The sequence below is a fragment of the Streptomyces showdoensis genome, from assembly GCF_039535475.1.
GTDB lineage: Bacteria > Actinomycetota > Actinomycetes > Streptomycetales > Streptomycetaceae > Streptomyces > Streptomyces showdoensis.
The window spans coordinates 385,540-401,181 of sequence record NZ_BAAAXG010000012.1 but is presented as its reverse complement, the minus strand read 5'-3'; the positions used below and the strand labels follow the sequence as shown (position 1 = coordinate 401,181).

13 protein-coding genes and 1 pseudogene are annotated in these 15,642 nt (G+C 73.3%); all 14 read right to left on the bottom strand.

From position 1 onward, the window contains the following. Window positions 1–2: 2 nt before the first annotated feature. The 14 genes and pseudogenes from ABD981_RS08565 to ABD981_RS08500 all read right to left on the bottom strand — a co-directional run bounded on the left by ABD981_RS08565 (window position 3) and on the right by ABD981_RS08500 (window position 15,451). Window positions 3–719: a phosphorylase family protein gene (locus tag ABD981_RS08565; protein ID WP_123955037.1), complete on the bottom strand. Its 717-nt coding sequence runs from the start codon at window positions 717–719 to the stop codon at window positions 3–5. After that, window positions 719–2,714, bottom strand: a pseudogene (shc, locus tag ABD981_RS08560) (squalene--hopene cyclase). Before shc ends, ABD981_RS08565 begins: the two are co-directional and overlap by 1 nt. Window positions 2,715–2,842: 128 nt before the next feature. Further along, entirely contained in the window at window positions 2,843–3,901 is a 1,059-nt protein-coding gene (locus ABD981_RS08555; protein WP_046910932.1) for a polyprenyl synthetase family protein, read from the bottom strand. 38 nt (window positions 3,902–3,939) lie between these two features. Further along, window positions 3,940–5,364: a hydroxysqualene dehydroxylase HpnE gene (gene hpnE, locus ABD981_RS08550; RefSeq protein ID WP_046910931.1), complete on the bottom strand. Its 1,425-nt coding sequence runs from the start codon at window positions 5,362–5,364 to the stop codon at window positions 3,940–3,942. An 82-nt stretch (window positions 5,365–5,446) separates the two neighbouring features. Beyond that, window positions 5,447–6,400 (bottom strand): presqualene diphosphate synthase HpnD, encoded by a 954-nt coding sequence (gene hpnD, locus ABD981_RS08545; RefSeq protein WP_046910930.1) that lies wholly within the window; start codon window positions 6,398–6,400, stop codon window positions 5,447–5,449. Beyond that, on the bottom strand, window positions 6,397–7,317 hold the full coding sequence (gene hpnC, locus ABD981_RS08540; protein WP_046910929.1) for a squalene synthase HpnC: 921 nt from the start codon (window positions 7,315–7,317) through the stop codon (window positions 6,397–6,399). Before hpnC ends, hpnD begins: the two co-directional genes overlap by 4 nt. Window positions 7,318–7,629: 312 nt before the next feature. Beyond that, a complete protein-coding gene (locus tag ABD981_RS08535; protein ID WP_046910928.1) occupies window positions 7,630–8,286 on the bottom strand; it encodes a TetR/AcrR family transcriptional regulator in 657 nt (218 codons plus the stop codon). 128 nt (window positions 8,287–8,414) lie between these two features. Then, a complete protein-coding gene (locus tag ABD981_RS08530) occupies window positions 8,415–9,203 on the bottom strand; it encodes an ABC transporter ATP-binding protein (RefSeq protein ID WP_046910927.1) in 789 nt (262 codons plus the stop codon). Beyond that, window positions 9,196–10,125: an ABC transporter permease gene (locus ABD981_RS08525; RefSeq protein WP_046910926.1), complete on the bottom strand. Its 930-nt coding sequence runs from the start codon at window positions 10,123–10,125 to the stop codon at window positions 9,196–9,198. The genes ABD981_RS08530 and ABD981_RS08525 overlap by 8 nt, the downstream gene beginning before the upstream one ends. 51 nt (window positions 10,126–10,176) lie before the next feature. Continuing rightward, window positions 10,177–11,049, bottom strand: coding sequence for a glycosyltransferase family 2 protein (locus tag ABD981_RS08520; RefSeq protein ID WP_046910949.1), 873 nt, complete (start codon window positions 11,047–11,049; stop codon window positions 10,177–10,179). A 23-nt stretch (window positions 11,050–11,072) separates the two neighbouring features. Then, window positions 11,073–11,852, bottom strand: a complete 780-nt coding sequence (locus tag ABD981_RS08515) for a CDP-alcohol phosphatidyltransferase family protein (protein ID WP_123955040.1) — start codon at window positions 11,850–11,852, stop codon at window positions 11,073–11,075. Continuing rightward, window positions 11,830–12,891, bottom strand: a complete 1,062-nt coding sequence (locus ABD981_RS08510; RefSeq protein ID WP_046910924.1) for an iron-containing alcohol dehydrogenase family protein — start codon at window positions 12,889–12,891, stop codon at window positions 11,830–11,832. Before ABD981_RS08510 ends, ABD981_RS08515 begins: the two co-directional genes overlap by 23 nt. Continuing rightward, the gene (locus ABD981_RS08505; RefSeq protein ID WP_046910923.1) at window positions 12,879–13,628 is read right to left on the bottom strand and encodes a phosphocholine cytidylyltransferase family protein; all 750 of its coding nucleotides are present in this window, start codon (window positions 13,626–13,628) and stop codon (window positions 12,879–12,881) included. Before ABD981_RS08505 ends, ABD981_RS08510 begins: the two co-directional genes overlap by 13 nt. Beyond that, window positions 13,625–15,451: a DUF5941 domain-containing protein gene (locus tag ABD981_RS08500; protein ID WP_046910948.1), complete on the bottom strand. Its 1,827-nt coding sequence runs from the start codon at window positions 15,449–15,451 to the stop codon at window positions 13,625–13,627. Before ABD981_RS08500 ends, ABD981_RS08505 begins: the two co-directional genes overlap by 4 nt. Window positions 15,452–15,642: the final 191 nt, after the last annotated feature.

The following is a 15,642-nucleotide window of genomic DNA, read 5'->3' as shown; positions in this document are numbered from 1 at the left end:
GCTCACCTCCTGGGGAGCAGCAAAGAACGGTGCCATTCGAAGAATGCGGGAAGGACGGCACGAAGAACGCGGAAAGCCGATATTCCACCGCGTACCGTGCCGATCCGGACCAGTTCATGTTCTGGAGCGTCCACGACCACCCGTACGGCCGCAACCGGGCGGGGACCGGCCGCCACCGCCGTACGCAGGGTGGCGGCGGACTCCATGTCGACGGCGACCGCCCCGCCGGCCCGCAGCTCGGCCCGCTCGGGGCCGCGCACCACGTGGTCGGAGCCGGTCAGCGGGCCGGTGTGGACGGCTCGCCCCGGCACCGCCCGGGCGAGCGCCTTCACCAGCAGCTCGGTGCCCGTGCAGGGGGTGACCCCGTCGGGGCCGCGGGTCTCGTCGGCGACGACGAGGTCGCCGGGGTGCATCCCTGGTTCGAGCCCCGCGCAGAAGCCGGAGGCGATGACGGCCGCGTCCCGCCAGGCCTCGCGCTCCAGGGCCCGGGAGACGGTCCGGCGCGCGTGCGCGGGGCCCATCCCGGTCCGCACCACCGTCAGCGGCGCGGGCGCCCCGGCCCGCTCCCCGCGCGCGCCGCTGCGCAGCGCCAGCTGCTCGATGCCGAGCGCGCAGGCGATGAGCAGCGGCGGCACGGCGGCCGGCGCGCCGCGGACACCGGGGCTGCCGGGGCCACCGGGGCTGCCGGATCCGGCGGCTCCGCCGGGGTCCCGGGCCATCAGGCGCCCCCGGGGCCGTGCAGCACCGGCTCCCCGTGCACGTACCGGCCGAGCGCCGTGAGCGGGAAGACCTGCCGGTACAGGTGGTAGTTGATGGAGAAGTCCCAGGGGAAACCCGTACCGGTGAAGTACGGCTCGTCCCAGGAGCCGTCCTCCCTCTGGGTCCCGACCAGCCAGGCGACGCCCCGCCGGACCGCCTCCGACTCCCGTTCGCCCGCCGCGAGCAGGGCGATCAGCGCCCAGGCGGTCTGCGAGGCGGTGGAGGTGCCGTGGCCGATCCACTGGCGCTCGGTGTAGGAGCGCAGGTCCTCGCCCCAGCCGCCGTCCTCGTTCTGGACGGACTCCAGCCAGGCGACGGCCCGCCGGATCGCCGGGTGGCCGACGGGCAGCCCGGCGGCGGTCAGGGCGGGCACCACCGAGCCCGTGCCGTAGACGTAGTTGACGCCCCAGCGGCCGAACCAGGCGCCGCCCGGCTCCTGTTCGGCGAGCAGCCACTCGATGCCGCGGCGGGTGCGCGGATGCCCGGCCTTGCCCTCGTACGCCAGCATCTCCACCACGTGGGCGGTGACGTCGGCGGAGGGCGGGTCGATGACCTCGCCGAAGTCGCAGAACGGCAGCCGGTTGGGGAAGGGGCTGGTGTTGTCGGCGTCGAAGGCGCCCCAGGCCCCGTTCTTCGACTGCATGCCGCCGGTCCAGCGGGCGGCGCGGGCGACGGCCGCGTCCAGCCGCTCCGGATCGGGGTGCTTCACCCGGCGCAGCGCGAGGATCACCTCGGCGGTGTCGTCGATGTCCGGGTAGTTGTCGTTGTGGAACTCGAACGCCCAGCCGCCCGGCGGGAGTCCGGGCCGCCGCACCGCCCAGTCGCCGGTGCGCACGATCTCCTCGCCGAGCATCCAGTCGGCCGCCTTGACCAGCGCCGGGTCGTCGGGGCGGACCCCGGCGTCGGCGAGGGCGATGGTGGCCAGACAGGTGTCCCAGACCGGCGACTGGCAGGCCTCGATCATCCGGGCGCCGTCCTCGCGCCAGACCGCGAACCGGTCGAGGGACTCCAGCCCGGCCCGCATGACGGGGTGGTCCAGGTGGTAGCCGAGGAGGTGGAGGGCGATCACCGAGTAGACGGCCGGCGGCTGGATGCCGCCCCAGCAGCCGTCGTTCTCCTGCCGCTCGATGATCCAGCGGGCGGCGACGTCCATGGCGGTCTTCCGCAGCCGGCGCGGGGGCGATCTTGCGGTAGAGGTGCAGCCCCTTGTCGACCCGCTGGAAGAAGCCGTCCCAACTGGCCACGGAAGCGAGACGTTTCGCCGGGTTCGGCCGGGCCGGGTCGGTGTGCAGCTCGTCCAGCGGGAAGGGCGCGGGCCGCACCGGGCGCTTGGCCGAGACGACGGTGAGCGGCACGATCGTCTGCCGGGCCCAGCAGCCGAAGTCGTAGATGTTGAGCGGGAACCACGAGGGCAGGAAGATCAGCTCGGGCGGCAGCTCGGGCAGGTCCTCCCAGCGCCACCAGCCGAACAGGGCGAGCCAGATCCGGGTGAAGACCCGGGCCGCGGCGATGCCGCCCCGGTCCCGGATCCAGGCGGCGGCGCGCGCCATGTGCGGGGCGTCGGGGAGGTCTCCGGCCAGTCGCAGGGCGACGTAGGCCTCGATGGTGACGGAGAGCTCGCCCGGCCCGCCGTAGAAGGTGCTCCAGGTGCCGTCCTCACGCTGCTCGCCCCGGATGAAGAGGGCGGCGGCGCGGGTGGTCTCCGGGTCCAGGATGCCGAGGAACTGGCGCAGCAGGAGGTCTTCGGCGTCCATGGTGACGTTGGTCTCCAGGTCGCCCTTCCACCAGCCCTCGGGGTCCTGGCGGCCGAGGAGGTGCCGTACGGAGCGTTCCGCGGCCTCGGCGGCGGAGGCTTCGAGGGTCGCTCCCCCACGGTCGGTGCGGTCTGAGGTGTCGCTGGCCGCGGCTGCCCGGGGGCCCACGGCCCCGGCGCTTCCGTCGGTCGTCGCTGTCATGGCTTCCCCTTCGTGCAGTCGGTGTACTTCGGCGTACTTCCGCGTTGATCTGCTTCTTCGGGTCTGCCGTCGGCTGGTGCCGGGAGGCACCGGCCGGCGACTGCGCACTCATATCAGAGTGATGGTGATCATCTCTTCCGGACGACGACGAAATCGGCCAGCGCCGTGAGCTGGGAACGGACGTGGGCGGGCAGCTCCACGTCGTGCAGGGCCCGGATGGCGATCGCGTGCTGGCGGCGGGCCTCCTGGGAGGTCCACTCACGCCCGCCGGCCTCCTCGATGAGGGCGGCGCGGGTGGCGAACTCCTCCTCGGAGAAGCTGTCGAAGTCGCTGCTCTTGGCGTCGGCGGCGAGCAGTTCGCCGAGCCGCTCGGAGGCGGGGCCGCCGGCCGCGAGGGCGGCGACGACCGGCAGGGACTTCTTCCGCTGGCGCAGGTCGGACCAGGTCTGCTTGCCGGTGGACTCCGGGTCGCCCCAGATGCCGAGCAGGTCGTCGACGGCCTGGAAGGCGAGGCCGAGGTGGTAGCCGTACTCCTCCAGCTTGTCGGCGGTGCGGTCGTCCGCGCCGCCGAGGACGGCGCCGATGGAGACGGCGCAGGCGAGCAGGGCGCCGGTCTTGTTGCCCTCCATCTCCAGGCACTCCTCGACGGTGACCCGCTCGCGGTGCTCGTACGAGATGTCCTGGGCCTGCCCGTCGATGAGCTTGCGGGTGGCCGTGGTCAGCCGGCGGGTGGCCCGGCCGGCCTCGACGGTGCCGAGTTCGAGGAGCAGTTCGTTGGCGAGGGCGAAGAGGGCGTCGCCGACCAGGATGGCCTGGGCGGGGCCGTGCACCTTCCACACCGTGTCGCGGTGCCTGCGCTGCTCGTCGCCGTCCATCAGGTCGTCGTGGAGCAGCGAGAAGTTGTGCACGAGCTCCACGGCGACGGCGCCGGGGATGCCGACCTCGGGGGCGGCGCCCGCGGCCTCGGCGGAGATCAGGGCCAGCGCGGGGCGGACGGCCTTGCCGCTGTCGCCCTCGGCCGGGTTGCCGTGGGCGTCGATCCAGCCGAAGTGGTACGCGGCCACGGTGTCCATGGGCGGCGCGAGGCGGTCGACGGCCGCCCGCATGACGGGCGTGGACAGGGCGCGGCCCCGTTCCAGCAGTGCGGCGACGTCCGCGGTGTCGACCGCCGGATTCCCCGGGGGCACAGTCGGCACGGTTTCTCCTCTAGTTCCGGTACTCACACTCATGCCGCCTCCTGCAGCGGATGGTCGTAACGGCGGCCGAGGGCGGAGAGCGCGGCGCCCGCGGCGCTGAAGCCGCTGCGGACCGCACCCTCCATGGTCGCGGGCCAGCCGGTGGCGGTCCACGCGCCGGCCAGGTACAGGCCCGGGGCGTGGGTGCGGGCGCCGGGGCGGAGCCGCCCGACGCCGGGGGTCGGGGCGAAGGTCGCGGTGCGCTCCCGCGTGACGAAGAAGTCGCGGATCCCGGCGCCGCGGGCGGCGGGCAGCAGCCGCTCCAGCTCCGGGAGGTAGCGCTCGCGGAGCGCGGCGACGGGCTCGTCGATGTCGTCCTGGGCGGCGGACTGGGAGACGGCGAGGTACTGGCCGCCGCCGGTCAGGCCGGAGGACTCGGTGCGGTCGAAGACCCACTGGACCGGGGAGCCGAGCGCGGTGAAGAAGGGCTGCCGCAGCACCTTGCGGTCGTAGACGACGTGCAGGTTGAGGATGGGCGCGGTGCCGATGTCGAGCAGCCTGTCGGGGTCGTCGAGCGCCCCGTCGGGCAGCAGCTCGCGGGTCTCGCGCTGCGGTACGGCGAGGACGACGGTGTCGGCCTCCAGGGTCTCCCCTGCGGTGTGGACGCTCCAGCCGCCGCCGTCGTTCCGGAGGATCCGCTCGGCCTTGGCGCGCACCTCGACGCGCACCCCGGCCGTGTCCAGGGCCTTGCGGGCGAGGGTGTCGTGCAGCTCGCCGAGCGGGACGTGCGCCCAGCCGATGTCGGCGGCGCCGGGCTCGGAGAGGAGGCCGGTCTTGAAGACCATCGCGGCGAGCCCCATGGAGGCGTGCGGCGCGGTGGCGTTGAGGGTGGCGACGCCCACGAGGTCCCACAGCGCCTCGACGGTGCGGGGGGACTGCCCGTGGCGGCCGAGCCAGGTCGCGAAGTCGATCCCGTCGAGGGCGGGGTCGGCGGGGTCGAGCTTCCTGAGGGCGAGCGCGGCCCGTCCGACGCTCGCCCGTTCGGCGAGCGAGAGGTGCGGATAGGTTGCGAGGCTCCTGGCGAGGTGCAGGGGCACCGGAAGGCCGGTGCGCCGCAGCCGTCCGAGCCGGGGCCCGGCCGGGTGGCCGACGTCGAGCACGGGCACGTCGAGCCGGGACTGCACGGGCGCGAGGTGGGCGCCTTCGACGCGGTCGAGGAACCAGCGGTAGGCGGTGCAGCAGCGCAGGTAGACGTGCTGGCCGTTGTCGACGGTGAGCTCGCCGCGCTTGAACGAGAAGGCGAGGCCGCCCAGCCGGGGGCGCCCTTCCAGCAGGGTGACCCGCACCCCGGCGTCGGCCAGCTGGAGGGCGCTGGTGACGCCGGCGAGGCCGCCGCCGACCACGACGGCGTGCGGCCGCGGGCCGCCGCCGACGGCGGTGTCCCCGGCCGTGGCCCAGCGCTGATCGGCGGTCATGCGGCAGCCTCCCCTGCGAACGTCATGGTCAGGGACGCGGAACGGGCGGCACGGGTTGTCCGCGCCCGGTCCGCGGCCGGCCTCACGCCGGCCTCCTGACGGTGGTCCGCCGCGAGATGTGCCGGGCGTCGAGCCCCGACAGGCCCCGCACCGCGACGTAGGCCTTCTCGCGCCCGGGGAGCGAGACCCGGCCGCGCAGCACCGCGGAGGGGTCGCGCTCGATGCGGTCGAGCAGCCGTCGGTAGATCCCGGCCATGGCGGCGACACAGGCGCCGCTGCGCCGGTCCAGCATGGGCAGCAGCCGGTACCCCTCGGCGAACAGCGCCCGGGCGCGCCGCACTTCGTAGTGGACGAGCCCGTCGAAGTCGCTGCCGGCGGGCGGGGTGTCGCTGCCGAAGCCGTCGGAGCAGCCGAACTTGGCCAGGTCGTCGGCGGGCAGGTAGGTGCGCCCGTTGCCGGCGTCCTCCCGTACGTCCCGGAGGATGTTGGTCAGCTGGAGGGCGAGCCCCAGGGTGTCGGCGTACTCGCCGGCCCGGTCGGCGCCGTGGGCGCCGGGCTGGGTGCCGAAGACGCCGAGCGAGAGCCGGCCGATGGCCCCGGCGACGCAGCGGCAGTAGACCTTGAGGTCGTCCCAGGTCTCGTAGGTCTCGCCGCGCACGTCCATGAGGACGCCGTCGATGAGTTCGTCGAGCCCGCCGAGCGGGATCGGGAAGCGGCGGGCAGCGTCGGCGAGGGCGACGGCGACCGGGTCGGTGTCGTCCTCCTCGACCTCGCCGGCGCGGACGCGGCCGAGCAGCGCCCGGGTCGCCTCCAGGCGCCGGTCCTTCTCCTCGGGCGCGAGCGGCCCGTCGCCGATGTCGTCGACGCGGCGCGAGAAGGCGTAGAGCGCCGACATGGCCTGCCGCTTGTCGATCGGCAGGAGTCGGATCCCGTACGCGAAGTTGCGGGCCTGCTGCCCGGTCACGGCCTCGCAGTAGCTGTACGCGGCCTGTACCGGTGCGGACGGCTGCGGCTGTTCCTCCACGGTCCGGATCACCCCTCTCTCCGTGCCGTGAGCAGGACGGCACCCGCCCGGCGCATCAGACTCGGTTTGGCGGCCTTCGGCGGCCCGGGCAGGACGTCGTAGCCGGCGCCGGCGACGGCGTCCAGCGCCGCGTACCCCCCGGCGGTGAACCCGGCGAGCAGCAGCCGCAGCCGGCCGCGGACGCTGCCGACCAGCGGGGCGCCCGCGTCGAGCAGGGCGCGGGCCCGGTCGGCCTCGAAGGCGATCAGGGCGCGGACCGAGGCGCCGGCGGTGGGCCGGGCCAGGTCGTCCTCGGTGACGTGGAAACGCTTCATGTCCTCGGCGGGCAGGTAGATCCGGTCGCGCGCCAGGTCCTCGGCGACGTCCTGGAGGTGCTCGACGATCTGCAGCGCGGTGCAGATCTCGTCGGAGCGGCGCAGTCGTTCGGGGGTGGCGGTGCCGGTGATGGCGAGCACGAGCCGGCCGACGGGGTTGGCGGAGAGCTCGCAGTAGGCGAGGAGCTCGTCGTAGCTCTCGTAGCGACGGACCAGCTGGTCCTGCCGGTTGGCGGCGACGAGGCCGAGGAACGGCCCGGGGGTGAGCCGGCACCGCTCGACGGTGGGACGCAGGGCCCGCAGCAGCGGGTGGCGCGGCTCGCCGTCGGCGGGGGCGAAGACGCGCAGCAGGTCGGTCTCGAAGGCGTCGAGCATCGCGAGCCGGTCGTCGGCCCGCTCGGGTGCGACGCCGAGCAGGCGGGCGTCGGCGCCGCCGGGGGCGAGGTCGCCGTCGCCGATGTCGTCGACGAGCCGGGCGAAGCCGTAGACGGCCATCAGGTCGTCGCGCCAGGCGCGTGGCAGGAAGAAGGGGGCCACGGGGAAGTTCTCGTCCGCGGCCTTGCCGAGCGTCGTGCGCGAGGAGGTGTCGGGGTGCACCTGCCGGGTTCCCGTCACCGGCCGCTGCCCGACGCGAGGACGGCGACACCCTCGTGGAGCTGGAGATTCTGCGTCATGGCCGTCACATCTCCCGTTCTACACTGCGGATCCAATCCATCCTATTTCGGACACGCCGCCGACCTCTGCCCGTGGCTCACCGCCCGGCGGTCGGGGCGCCGAGGGGTATCACCCCACTTGCCGCGAAACAGACCGGTCCAGCTTACGTCGTACGGGACTCCGGGCCGCGCCCGGGGGCCGGGCGCTCCGCGACAACGCGGGAGGTGCTCCCAACCTTCCCGTACGCGGCGGTAGTTGACGTTCCCTTGACCCTCATGGCGCGCGGGTCCCGGAGACCACCATGGCGAGGGTGGACTCGACGACGTCGGCACGGCGCTGGGCCGGCAGCCGGCGCAGGGGGCCGTCGAGCAGCAGGAGTGACAGTCCGTGCACGGCCGACCACGCGGCGGCCTCGGCGGCCGGGCGGGGCACCCGCGGCGGCCGGGCGGTCGCCGCGAGGGCGTCGAGGGCGTCGGCGAGCAGGGTGAAGGCGCGCACCTCGACGCAGCCGCCCTCGGCCTCGGGACCGCTGTCGCCCGAGCCGGCCGCGGAGGCCGTACGGGGGGTGCTGAAGGCCGACCGGTAGAGGCCGGGCTGGTCGACGGCGAAGGCCACGTAGCCGCGGCAGAGGGCGGCGAGCCGGGACTCGGCGGCGAGCGCCGGGTCGTCGGCCCCGGGGGCCCGGACGGCGGCCCGTTCCATGGAGTCGGCGAGGGCGCGGCGGGCGTGGTCCCGGACCGCCGCGAGGAGCTCGCCGCGGCCGTCGAAGTGCCGGTAGGCCGCGGTGGGCGAGACGCCGACCCGCCGGGCCGCCTCGCGCAGCACGACCCGCTCGGGGCCTCCTTCGGTGGCGAGGTCGACGGCCGCGCAGATGAGGGCGTTGCGCAGGTCGCCGTGGTGGTAGGTCTTGCCTCCCGAGATCGCTGGCATGTGCTCATCCTGCCCGATGTTGACCGCATGAACATTCCGGGCGGTCCCGCCACGCGCAAAAAGCGTCAGCCGCCCGCACCGGTCATACCGGTGGGGCGGCCGCGTCGCGTCCCGGGAACCCGGGGGTGCTACTTGCCGGTCTCGCGCTCGTAGGCGGCGATGACCTCGTCGGTCGGGCCGTCCATGAGCAGCTCGCCCTTCTCCAGCCAGAGCACGCGGTCGCAGGTGTCCCTGATCGACTTGTTGCTGTGGCTGACCAGGAAGACGGTGCCGGCCTCCTTGCGCAGCTCGCGGATCCGCTGCTCGGAGCGGATCTGGAACTTGCGGTCGCCGGTCGCCAGGGCCTCGTCGATCATGAGGACGTCGTGCTGCTTGGCGGCGGCGATGGCGAAGCGGAGCCGGGCACCCATGCCGGACGAGTAGGTCCGCATCGGGAGCGAGATGAAGTCGCCCTTCTCGTTGATCCCGGAGAAGTCGACGATGTCCTGATAACGGCTCTTGACCTCTTCGCGGCTCATGCCCATGGCGAGGCCGCCGAGGATCACGTTGCGCTCGCCGGTCAGGTCGCTCATCAGCGCCGCGTTGACGCCGAGCAGCGAGGGCTGGCCGTCGGTGTAGACCTTGCCGCTCTCGGTGGGCAGCAGGCCCGCGATGGCGCGCAGCAGGGTCGACTTGCCGGAGCCGTTGGTGCCGATCAGTCCGATGGCCTCGCCCCGGTACGCGGTGAAGGAGACGCCGCGCACCGCGTGCACCTTGCGCACGCCGCGCTCGGCGTCGCCCTTCTTCCGCTTGATGATGCGGCTCAGGGCGGCGGTGGCGCTGCCCTTGCCGCCGCCCGCGCCGTTGACGCGGTAGACGATGTGGACGTCGTCCGCGATGACGGTGGGCACCCGGCCCTCGGTGTCGTGGTCAGCCACGGCCGTACCTCTCCTCGGCCTTCCAGAAGTAGACGAAGCCCCCCACGCCGATCACGACGGACCAGGCGAGGGTCACGAACCAGACGTGCGGCGGAAGGTTGGACCCACCGTAGCCGTCGATGAGCGCGAACCGGACCAGGTCCATGTGGAGGGCGGCCGGGTTGTACTGGAGCAGGTCGGACAGCCAGGCCGGCTTGTCCTCCAGCATCACCGGGATGGAGAACATGACGCCGGAGGCGTACATCCAGGTGCGCATGATGAACGGCATCAGCTGCGCCAGGTCCGGGGTCTTGGCGCCCATCCGCGCCACGATCATGGCGAGGCCGGCGTTGAAGACGAACTGGAGCACCAGGGCCGGGACGAGCAGCAGCCAGGACGCCGACGGGTAGCTGCCGAAGGCGACCGCGATGACGACCAGCACGACCATCGAGAACAGCAGCTGCTGGAGCTGCTGGAGACAGAAGGAGATCGGCAGCGAGGCCCGGGGGAAGTGCAGCGCCCGCACCAGGCCGAGGTTGCCGGAGATCGCGCGGACGCCGGCCATCACGGAGCTCTGGGTGAAGGTGAACACGAACACGCCCGTCACCAGGAACGGGATGTACACGGACCGTGACATGCCCCGGTCCGCTTCGAGGATCAGGCCGAAGATCAGGAAGTAGACCATCGCGTTGAGCAGGGGGGTGACCACCTGCCACACCTGGCCCAGCTTCGCCTGGCTGTACTGCGCGGTGAGCTTCGCCTGGGAGAAGGCCAGGATGAAGTGCCGGCGGCCCCACAGCTGGCGGACGTACTCCGCGAGCCCCGGCCGGGCGCCGCTGACCGAGAGGCCGTGCTTGGCGGCCAGCTCGGCCGCGCTCAGGCCGTCGTCTGCGGACGGCCGGGTGCTCGTCACGACCCCACCGTCCTGGGATGTGTCACTCACAAGTCGAAAACTTTCGTGTTCAAGATGCGCGGCAAGTCGGGTACCACGATGTCAGACCACGGGCGGGCGACCCAGTCGGGTCAGCCGCCACACCGTACGCCACCTCATGGGGTTCCGGGGCCCGCAGGGGGCGGTCCAGCCCTCCCGGAAACCGCCGAACCAGGCCTTGAGCGCGGATACGGAGGGTCGCCGTGCCAGGGTGAGGAGCAGCCAGACGCCGAGATAGGCCGGCACCAGGGGTGCGGGCAGATTGCGACGTGCCAGCCACACGCGGTTGCGGGCCACGTTGAAGTGGTACGTCGCGTGCCGGGACGGCGGGGTGGTGGGGTGCAGCAGCACCATGTCGGAACGGTAGTCGATCATCCAGTCGGCGTCGAGCGCCCGCCAGGCCAGATCGGTCTCCTCGTGCGCGTAGAAGAACGCGTCCGGAAGACCGCCCACCTCGGCGAAGACCTTGGTGCGCACGGCGTTGGCGCCACCGAGGAAGGTGGTCACCCGCGAGGAGCGCATCGGGTCCGAGGCGCGCAGCCGCGGCACGTGCCGGCGCTGGGTGAGCCCGGTCTCCGGGTCGGCGATCCGGAAGCTGATGATGCCCAGCTTCGGATCGGCCGTGAAGGCCTGGCGGACCAGTTCCGCGGTGTCGGCGTTGGCGAGCAGGCCGTCGTCGTCGAGGAAGAGCAGCGCGTCGACGTCGGTGCCGCCGGGGCCGAAGGCCTCGATGCCGACGTTGCGGCCGGCCGGGATGCCGACGTTCTCCGGCAGGCAGACCGTGCGGACGCCCTCGGGTACGTCGGTGATCTCGACGCCCTGGCCGACGACCACGACCTCGACCGGCGGGCCGTCCTGCCCGGCGACCGAGTCGAGCAGGGCCCGCAGGTCGTCGGGCCGGTTGCCCATCGTGATGACGACGGCGCCCAGCTTCATCGGCTCGGTCACGGTCGCGGCCCTCACTTCAGCCTGCTGGAGGCCAGGATCGACACCAGGTGCAGCACGGTCTGCAGGAGCGCGATGCCGGCGAGCACGGCGACGCCGAGCCGCGAGAAGAACAGGTCGCCCCGGACCTGGTCGGCGACCGCGAGCACCAGGATCAGCAGGGAGGCCTCGATCCCGAGGATCAGCCGGTGGAACTTGAGCGCTCCGGCCGCCCGGCGGGCCAGCGCCATGCCGGAGGAGCGCGGCTCGGACGCCGACTCCTTGACCGGCGGCAGTCCGCCCTGGTGCCGGGCGAGGCCGACCAGGTCGGTCTCGGCCTTGATCAGGATGGCGCCGAGCGCGGCGAGCGTGCCGAGGAAGGCCCACAGCCAGTCGATCCGGCCGCTGCCCCACAGGTCGGCGGCGCGCAGGCCGAAGCCGACCAGGACGGCCGCGTCGCACAGGTAGGCGCCGACCCGGTCCAGGTAGACGCCGGCCAGCGAGTACTGCTTCTTCCAGCGGGCCAGCTCGCCGTCGACGCAGTCGAGGAGCAGGTAGAGCTGGACCATGAGCACGCCGAGCAGCGCCCCGGGGATCCCGGGGATCAGCAGGGCGGGGGCGGCGAGCACACCGGCCAGGGTCATCAGGTACGTCAGCTGGTTCGGCGTGACGCGGGTGTTCGCCAGCTGGCGGGTGATCCGCAGCGAGATCTCCCGCATGTAGAGGCGGCCGCCCCAGTGTTCGCCGCTCCGCCGGTCCTTCACACCCGGGGGGTGGACGACCGGGCGGAGCTCAGCTACCGATGGCTTTTGCATAGTCGGCGTACGCGTCCCTGATCTGGTCTGTGGACAGGTCGAGGTGCTCGAGGATGGTGAACCGGCCGGGCCGGGTCTGCGGGGCGAACTCCACCGCGCGGACGAACTCGTCCACGCTGAAGCCCATCTCCTCCGGGAGCACGGGCAGGCCGTGCCGCCGCAGCGTGGCGACCATCTGCGCGGACTCCTCGGCGGCGCCGCGCAGGTGCATGGCGAAGGCGGCGCCGAGGCCGCACTGCTCGCCGTGGCTGGCCGCCCGGGCCGGGTAGAGCAGGTCGAAGGCGTGGCTGATCTCGTGGCAGGCGCCCGAGGAGGGGCGGCTGTCACCGCTGATCGACATGGCGATGCCGGACATCACCAGGCCCTCGGAGAGGGTGACCAGGAAGTCGTCGTCGCCGACGCCGCCGGGGTGCCGGAGCACGGCCTCGCCGGCGCTGCGGGCCATGGCGGCGGCCAGGCCGTCGACCTTCTCGCCGGTCTCGCGGTGGGAGAGCTCCCAGTCGGCGATGGCGGAGAGGTTGGAGATCGCGTCGCCGATGCCGGAGCGCACGAAGCGCGCCGGGGCGTCCCGGATCACGTCGAGGTCGATGACCAGCGCGATCGGGGTCGGCACGCCGTAGGAGCCCCGGCCGTTGTCGTTGTCCAGGGTGGAGATCGGCGAGCAGATCCCGTCGTGCGACAGGTTGGTGGCGATCGCGACGAGCGGCAGGCCCACCCGGGCCGCCGCGTACTTCGTCACGTCGATGATCTTGCCGCCACCGAGGGCCACGACCGCGTCGTACCGCTTGCCGCGCATGGCGTCGGCGAGCTTGACGGCCTCGTCGATGGTGCCGCCGGCGACCGGGTACCAGTCGGCGTCCGGGAGCTCGGGGGCGAAGCGGTCACGGAGCTTCAGGCCGGAGCCGCCGCTGATGGCGACGGCGATCCGGCCGTTGCTGGAGATCCGCTGGTCCGCGAGGAGCGCGGACAGGTCGTCCAGCGCTCCACCGCGGATGTCGACGACGACCGGCGACGGGATGAGCCGGGTCAGTACTGGCACGCGATGTCACGGCCCTTCGCCAGGTCGTCGTGGTTGTCGATCTCCACCCACTTCACGTCGCCGATCGGCGCCACGTCGACGGTGAAGCCGCGGTTGACGAGCTCCTGGTAGCCGTCCTCGTAGTAGAGGTCGGGGTCGCGCTCGAAGGTGGTCTGCAGGGCGTCGGCCAGCTCCTCGGCGGCCTCGGCCTCGATGAGGGTGACACCGATGTACTCGCCGGTCGCGTCGGCCGGGTCCATCAGCTTGGTGATCTTCTGGACGCCCTTGCCCTCGGCGGTGACGACCTTCATCTCCTCGTCGGCGAGGTTCTTCACCGTGTCGAGGGCGAGGATGATCTTCTGGCCCTGGCCGCGGGCGGCGAGCAGGGTCTTCTCGACGGAGACCGGGTGCACGGTGTCGCCGTTGGCGAGGATGACGCCCTTCTTCAGGACCTCACGGGCGCACCACAGGGAGTAGGCGTTGTTCCACTCCTCGGCCTTGTCGTTGTCGATCAGCGTGATCGAGACGCCGTACTTCGCCTCCAGGGCCTCCTTGCGCGCGTACACGGCCTCCTTGCGGTAGCCGACGACGATCGCGACCTCGGTGAGGCCGACCTCGGCGAAGTTCTTCAGCGTGAGGTCGAGGACGGTCAGGGAACCGTCGCCCTCGCGGTCCACGGGCACGAGGGCCTTCGGAAGCGTGTCGGTGTAGGGGCGCAGACGCCGTCCGGCACCGGCTGCCAGTACGAGGCCAATCATGCTGTCTCTCCTTCGTCGTGTACGGCGGGTGCTCCGGAGGAGACCCAGAAGCGGATGGACTCCACGAGGACCACGAGGCCGACGGCGACCGCGAGAGCGGTGAGCGCCGAGGTGAAGTCGTTGCCGCGGTTCGCCAGCAGGGCGGCGAGTACGGCCACCACGAGCGTGCGTCCCTCGTGGCCGCCGACGGTGCGCACCAGCCACGCGGGCGGCGCGCCGGTGCCGCCGCGGATGCGGTACACCGTGTCGTAGTGATGGTAGGCGACCGCCGCGACCAGCCCGAATGCGGCGGGGAGGGCCTGGGCGGAGTCGGCCTTGGCGGCGAGGACGAGGACGGTGCCGTACTCGGCCGCCCGGAAGAGGGGCGGGACCAGCCAGTCGAGGGCGCCCTTGAGGGGGCGGGAGACGGTGAGGCCCGCCGCCATCGCGTAGACCACCGCGACGGCGATCAGCCGGGCGTCGCCGAACGGCAGGACGAGCGCGCCCGCGAGCATCAGGACGGCGCCGAGGGCGGCCACGACGACCGGGGCGACCGCGCCGGCCCGGCCGCGGAGCAGCCGGGCCTGGAGCTCGGCGAGCGGGCCGGAGTCCGCGAGGTCGGCCAGGGCCCGGGCGGCGCGGTCGGTGCGGGGGGTCTTGCGGGTCAGCGAGCGCAGCACGCGGCCGGCGGTGGTGTAGCAGGCGCCGAAGGCGCAGCCGACGATCAGGGCCCAGAAGACGATCCGGGGGGTGGTGACGGCGGTGAGGACGGCGATCATCGCCCAGCGCTCGCCGATCGGCAGGATGATCATGCGCCGGGCCCAGACGGTCCAGCCGACGCCGTCCAGCCTGCTGGAGAGGGCCAGGCTGGTCTTGGCCGCGGCGCCCGTGCTCTCGGCGTTCGCCTCGTTGAAGGAGAAGTCCACGACGTGCCGGCAGGTCATGAGGACCATCGCGCCGAGCGCGAGGGCCCAGACGTCGTCGCCGTTCCCGGCCGCGCCGAGGGCGAGGCCGGCGTAGAAGGCGTACTCCTTGGCGCGGTCGAAGGTGGCGTCGAGCCAGGCGCCCATCGTCGAGTACTTGAGCGCGTAGCGGGCGAGCTGCCCGTCGGTGCAGTCGAGCACGAAGGAGACGAGGAGCAGCACGCCGGCCGCGACGTAGCCGCCGCGCTCGCCGGTGGCGGCGCAGCCGGCCGCGATCAGCGCGGTGAGCAGCGAGGCGGTGGTGACCTGGTTGGGGGTCAGGCCGCGGCGCGCGCACCAGCGGGCGATGTAGCGCGAGTACGGGCTGATGAAGAAGGTGGTGAAGAAGCCGTCGTGGGCCTTCACGGCGGAGCGCAGCCGGACCGCCTCCTCGTCGACGGCCGCGACGCCGGCCCGCGCCTGGTGGCGGGCCTCGGCGTCCTCGGGGACGGCGGCGACGAGGGTGCCGAGCGCCGGCCGGTGCACGGCGACGCCGTCGGCGTCGAGCGCGGCGGCGAGGGTGTCGGGGAGGTTGTCCACGACGCCGTACGGGGCGTCCGGCGCGGCCCCGGCCGGGGTGCCGTCCGGGTCTGCCGCCAGCGCGCGGGCCAGGGCCGGGCGGGCCTCGGGCTGCGCGGTGAGGGCGCCGGGGGCGGCGGCGGCCGGGAAGCGGGGGTCGGTGAGGGCGAGCCGCAGGGCGTGCAGGTGCCCGACGAAGCGGGGGTCCACGACGGCGACGCGCTGTCCGGCCGGTACGGCGGCCAGCAGGCCGCTCGTCTCGTGCGGACCGGAGGCGACCTCGACGTGGAAGCCGAGGGCCCGCAGATCGGCGTCGAGCGACGATCCGGGTACCGGCGGACCGGTGAGGATGGCGGTCGACAGGACGAACTCACTCCTTGGAGCTGACGGACGGGCCGGCGGGGCCCACGGCACGGCCCCGGGCGCGGCGGTGCGGCCCGGCACCCGGGCGCGGCACGTCGGCTGAGGCTATCGGATGAACGGAAGCGCGAGTTCACCGAGGTTTCGCGGTACGGACTCCCCCGGGCCCACCCGCGTCCCCGCGCGTGCGCCGC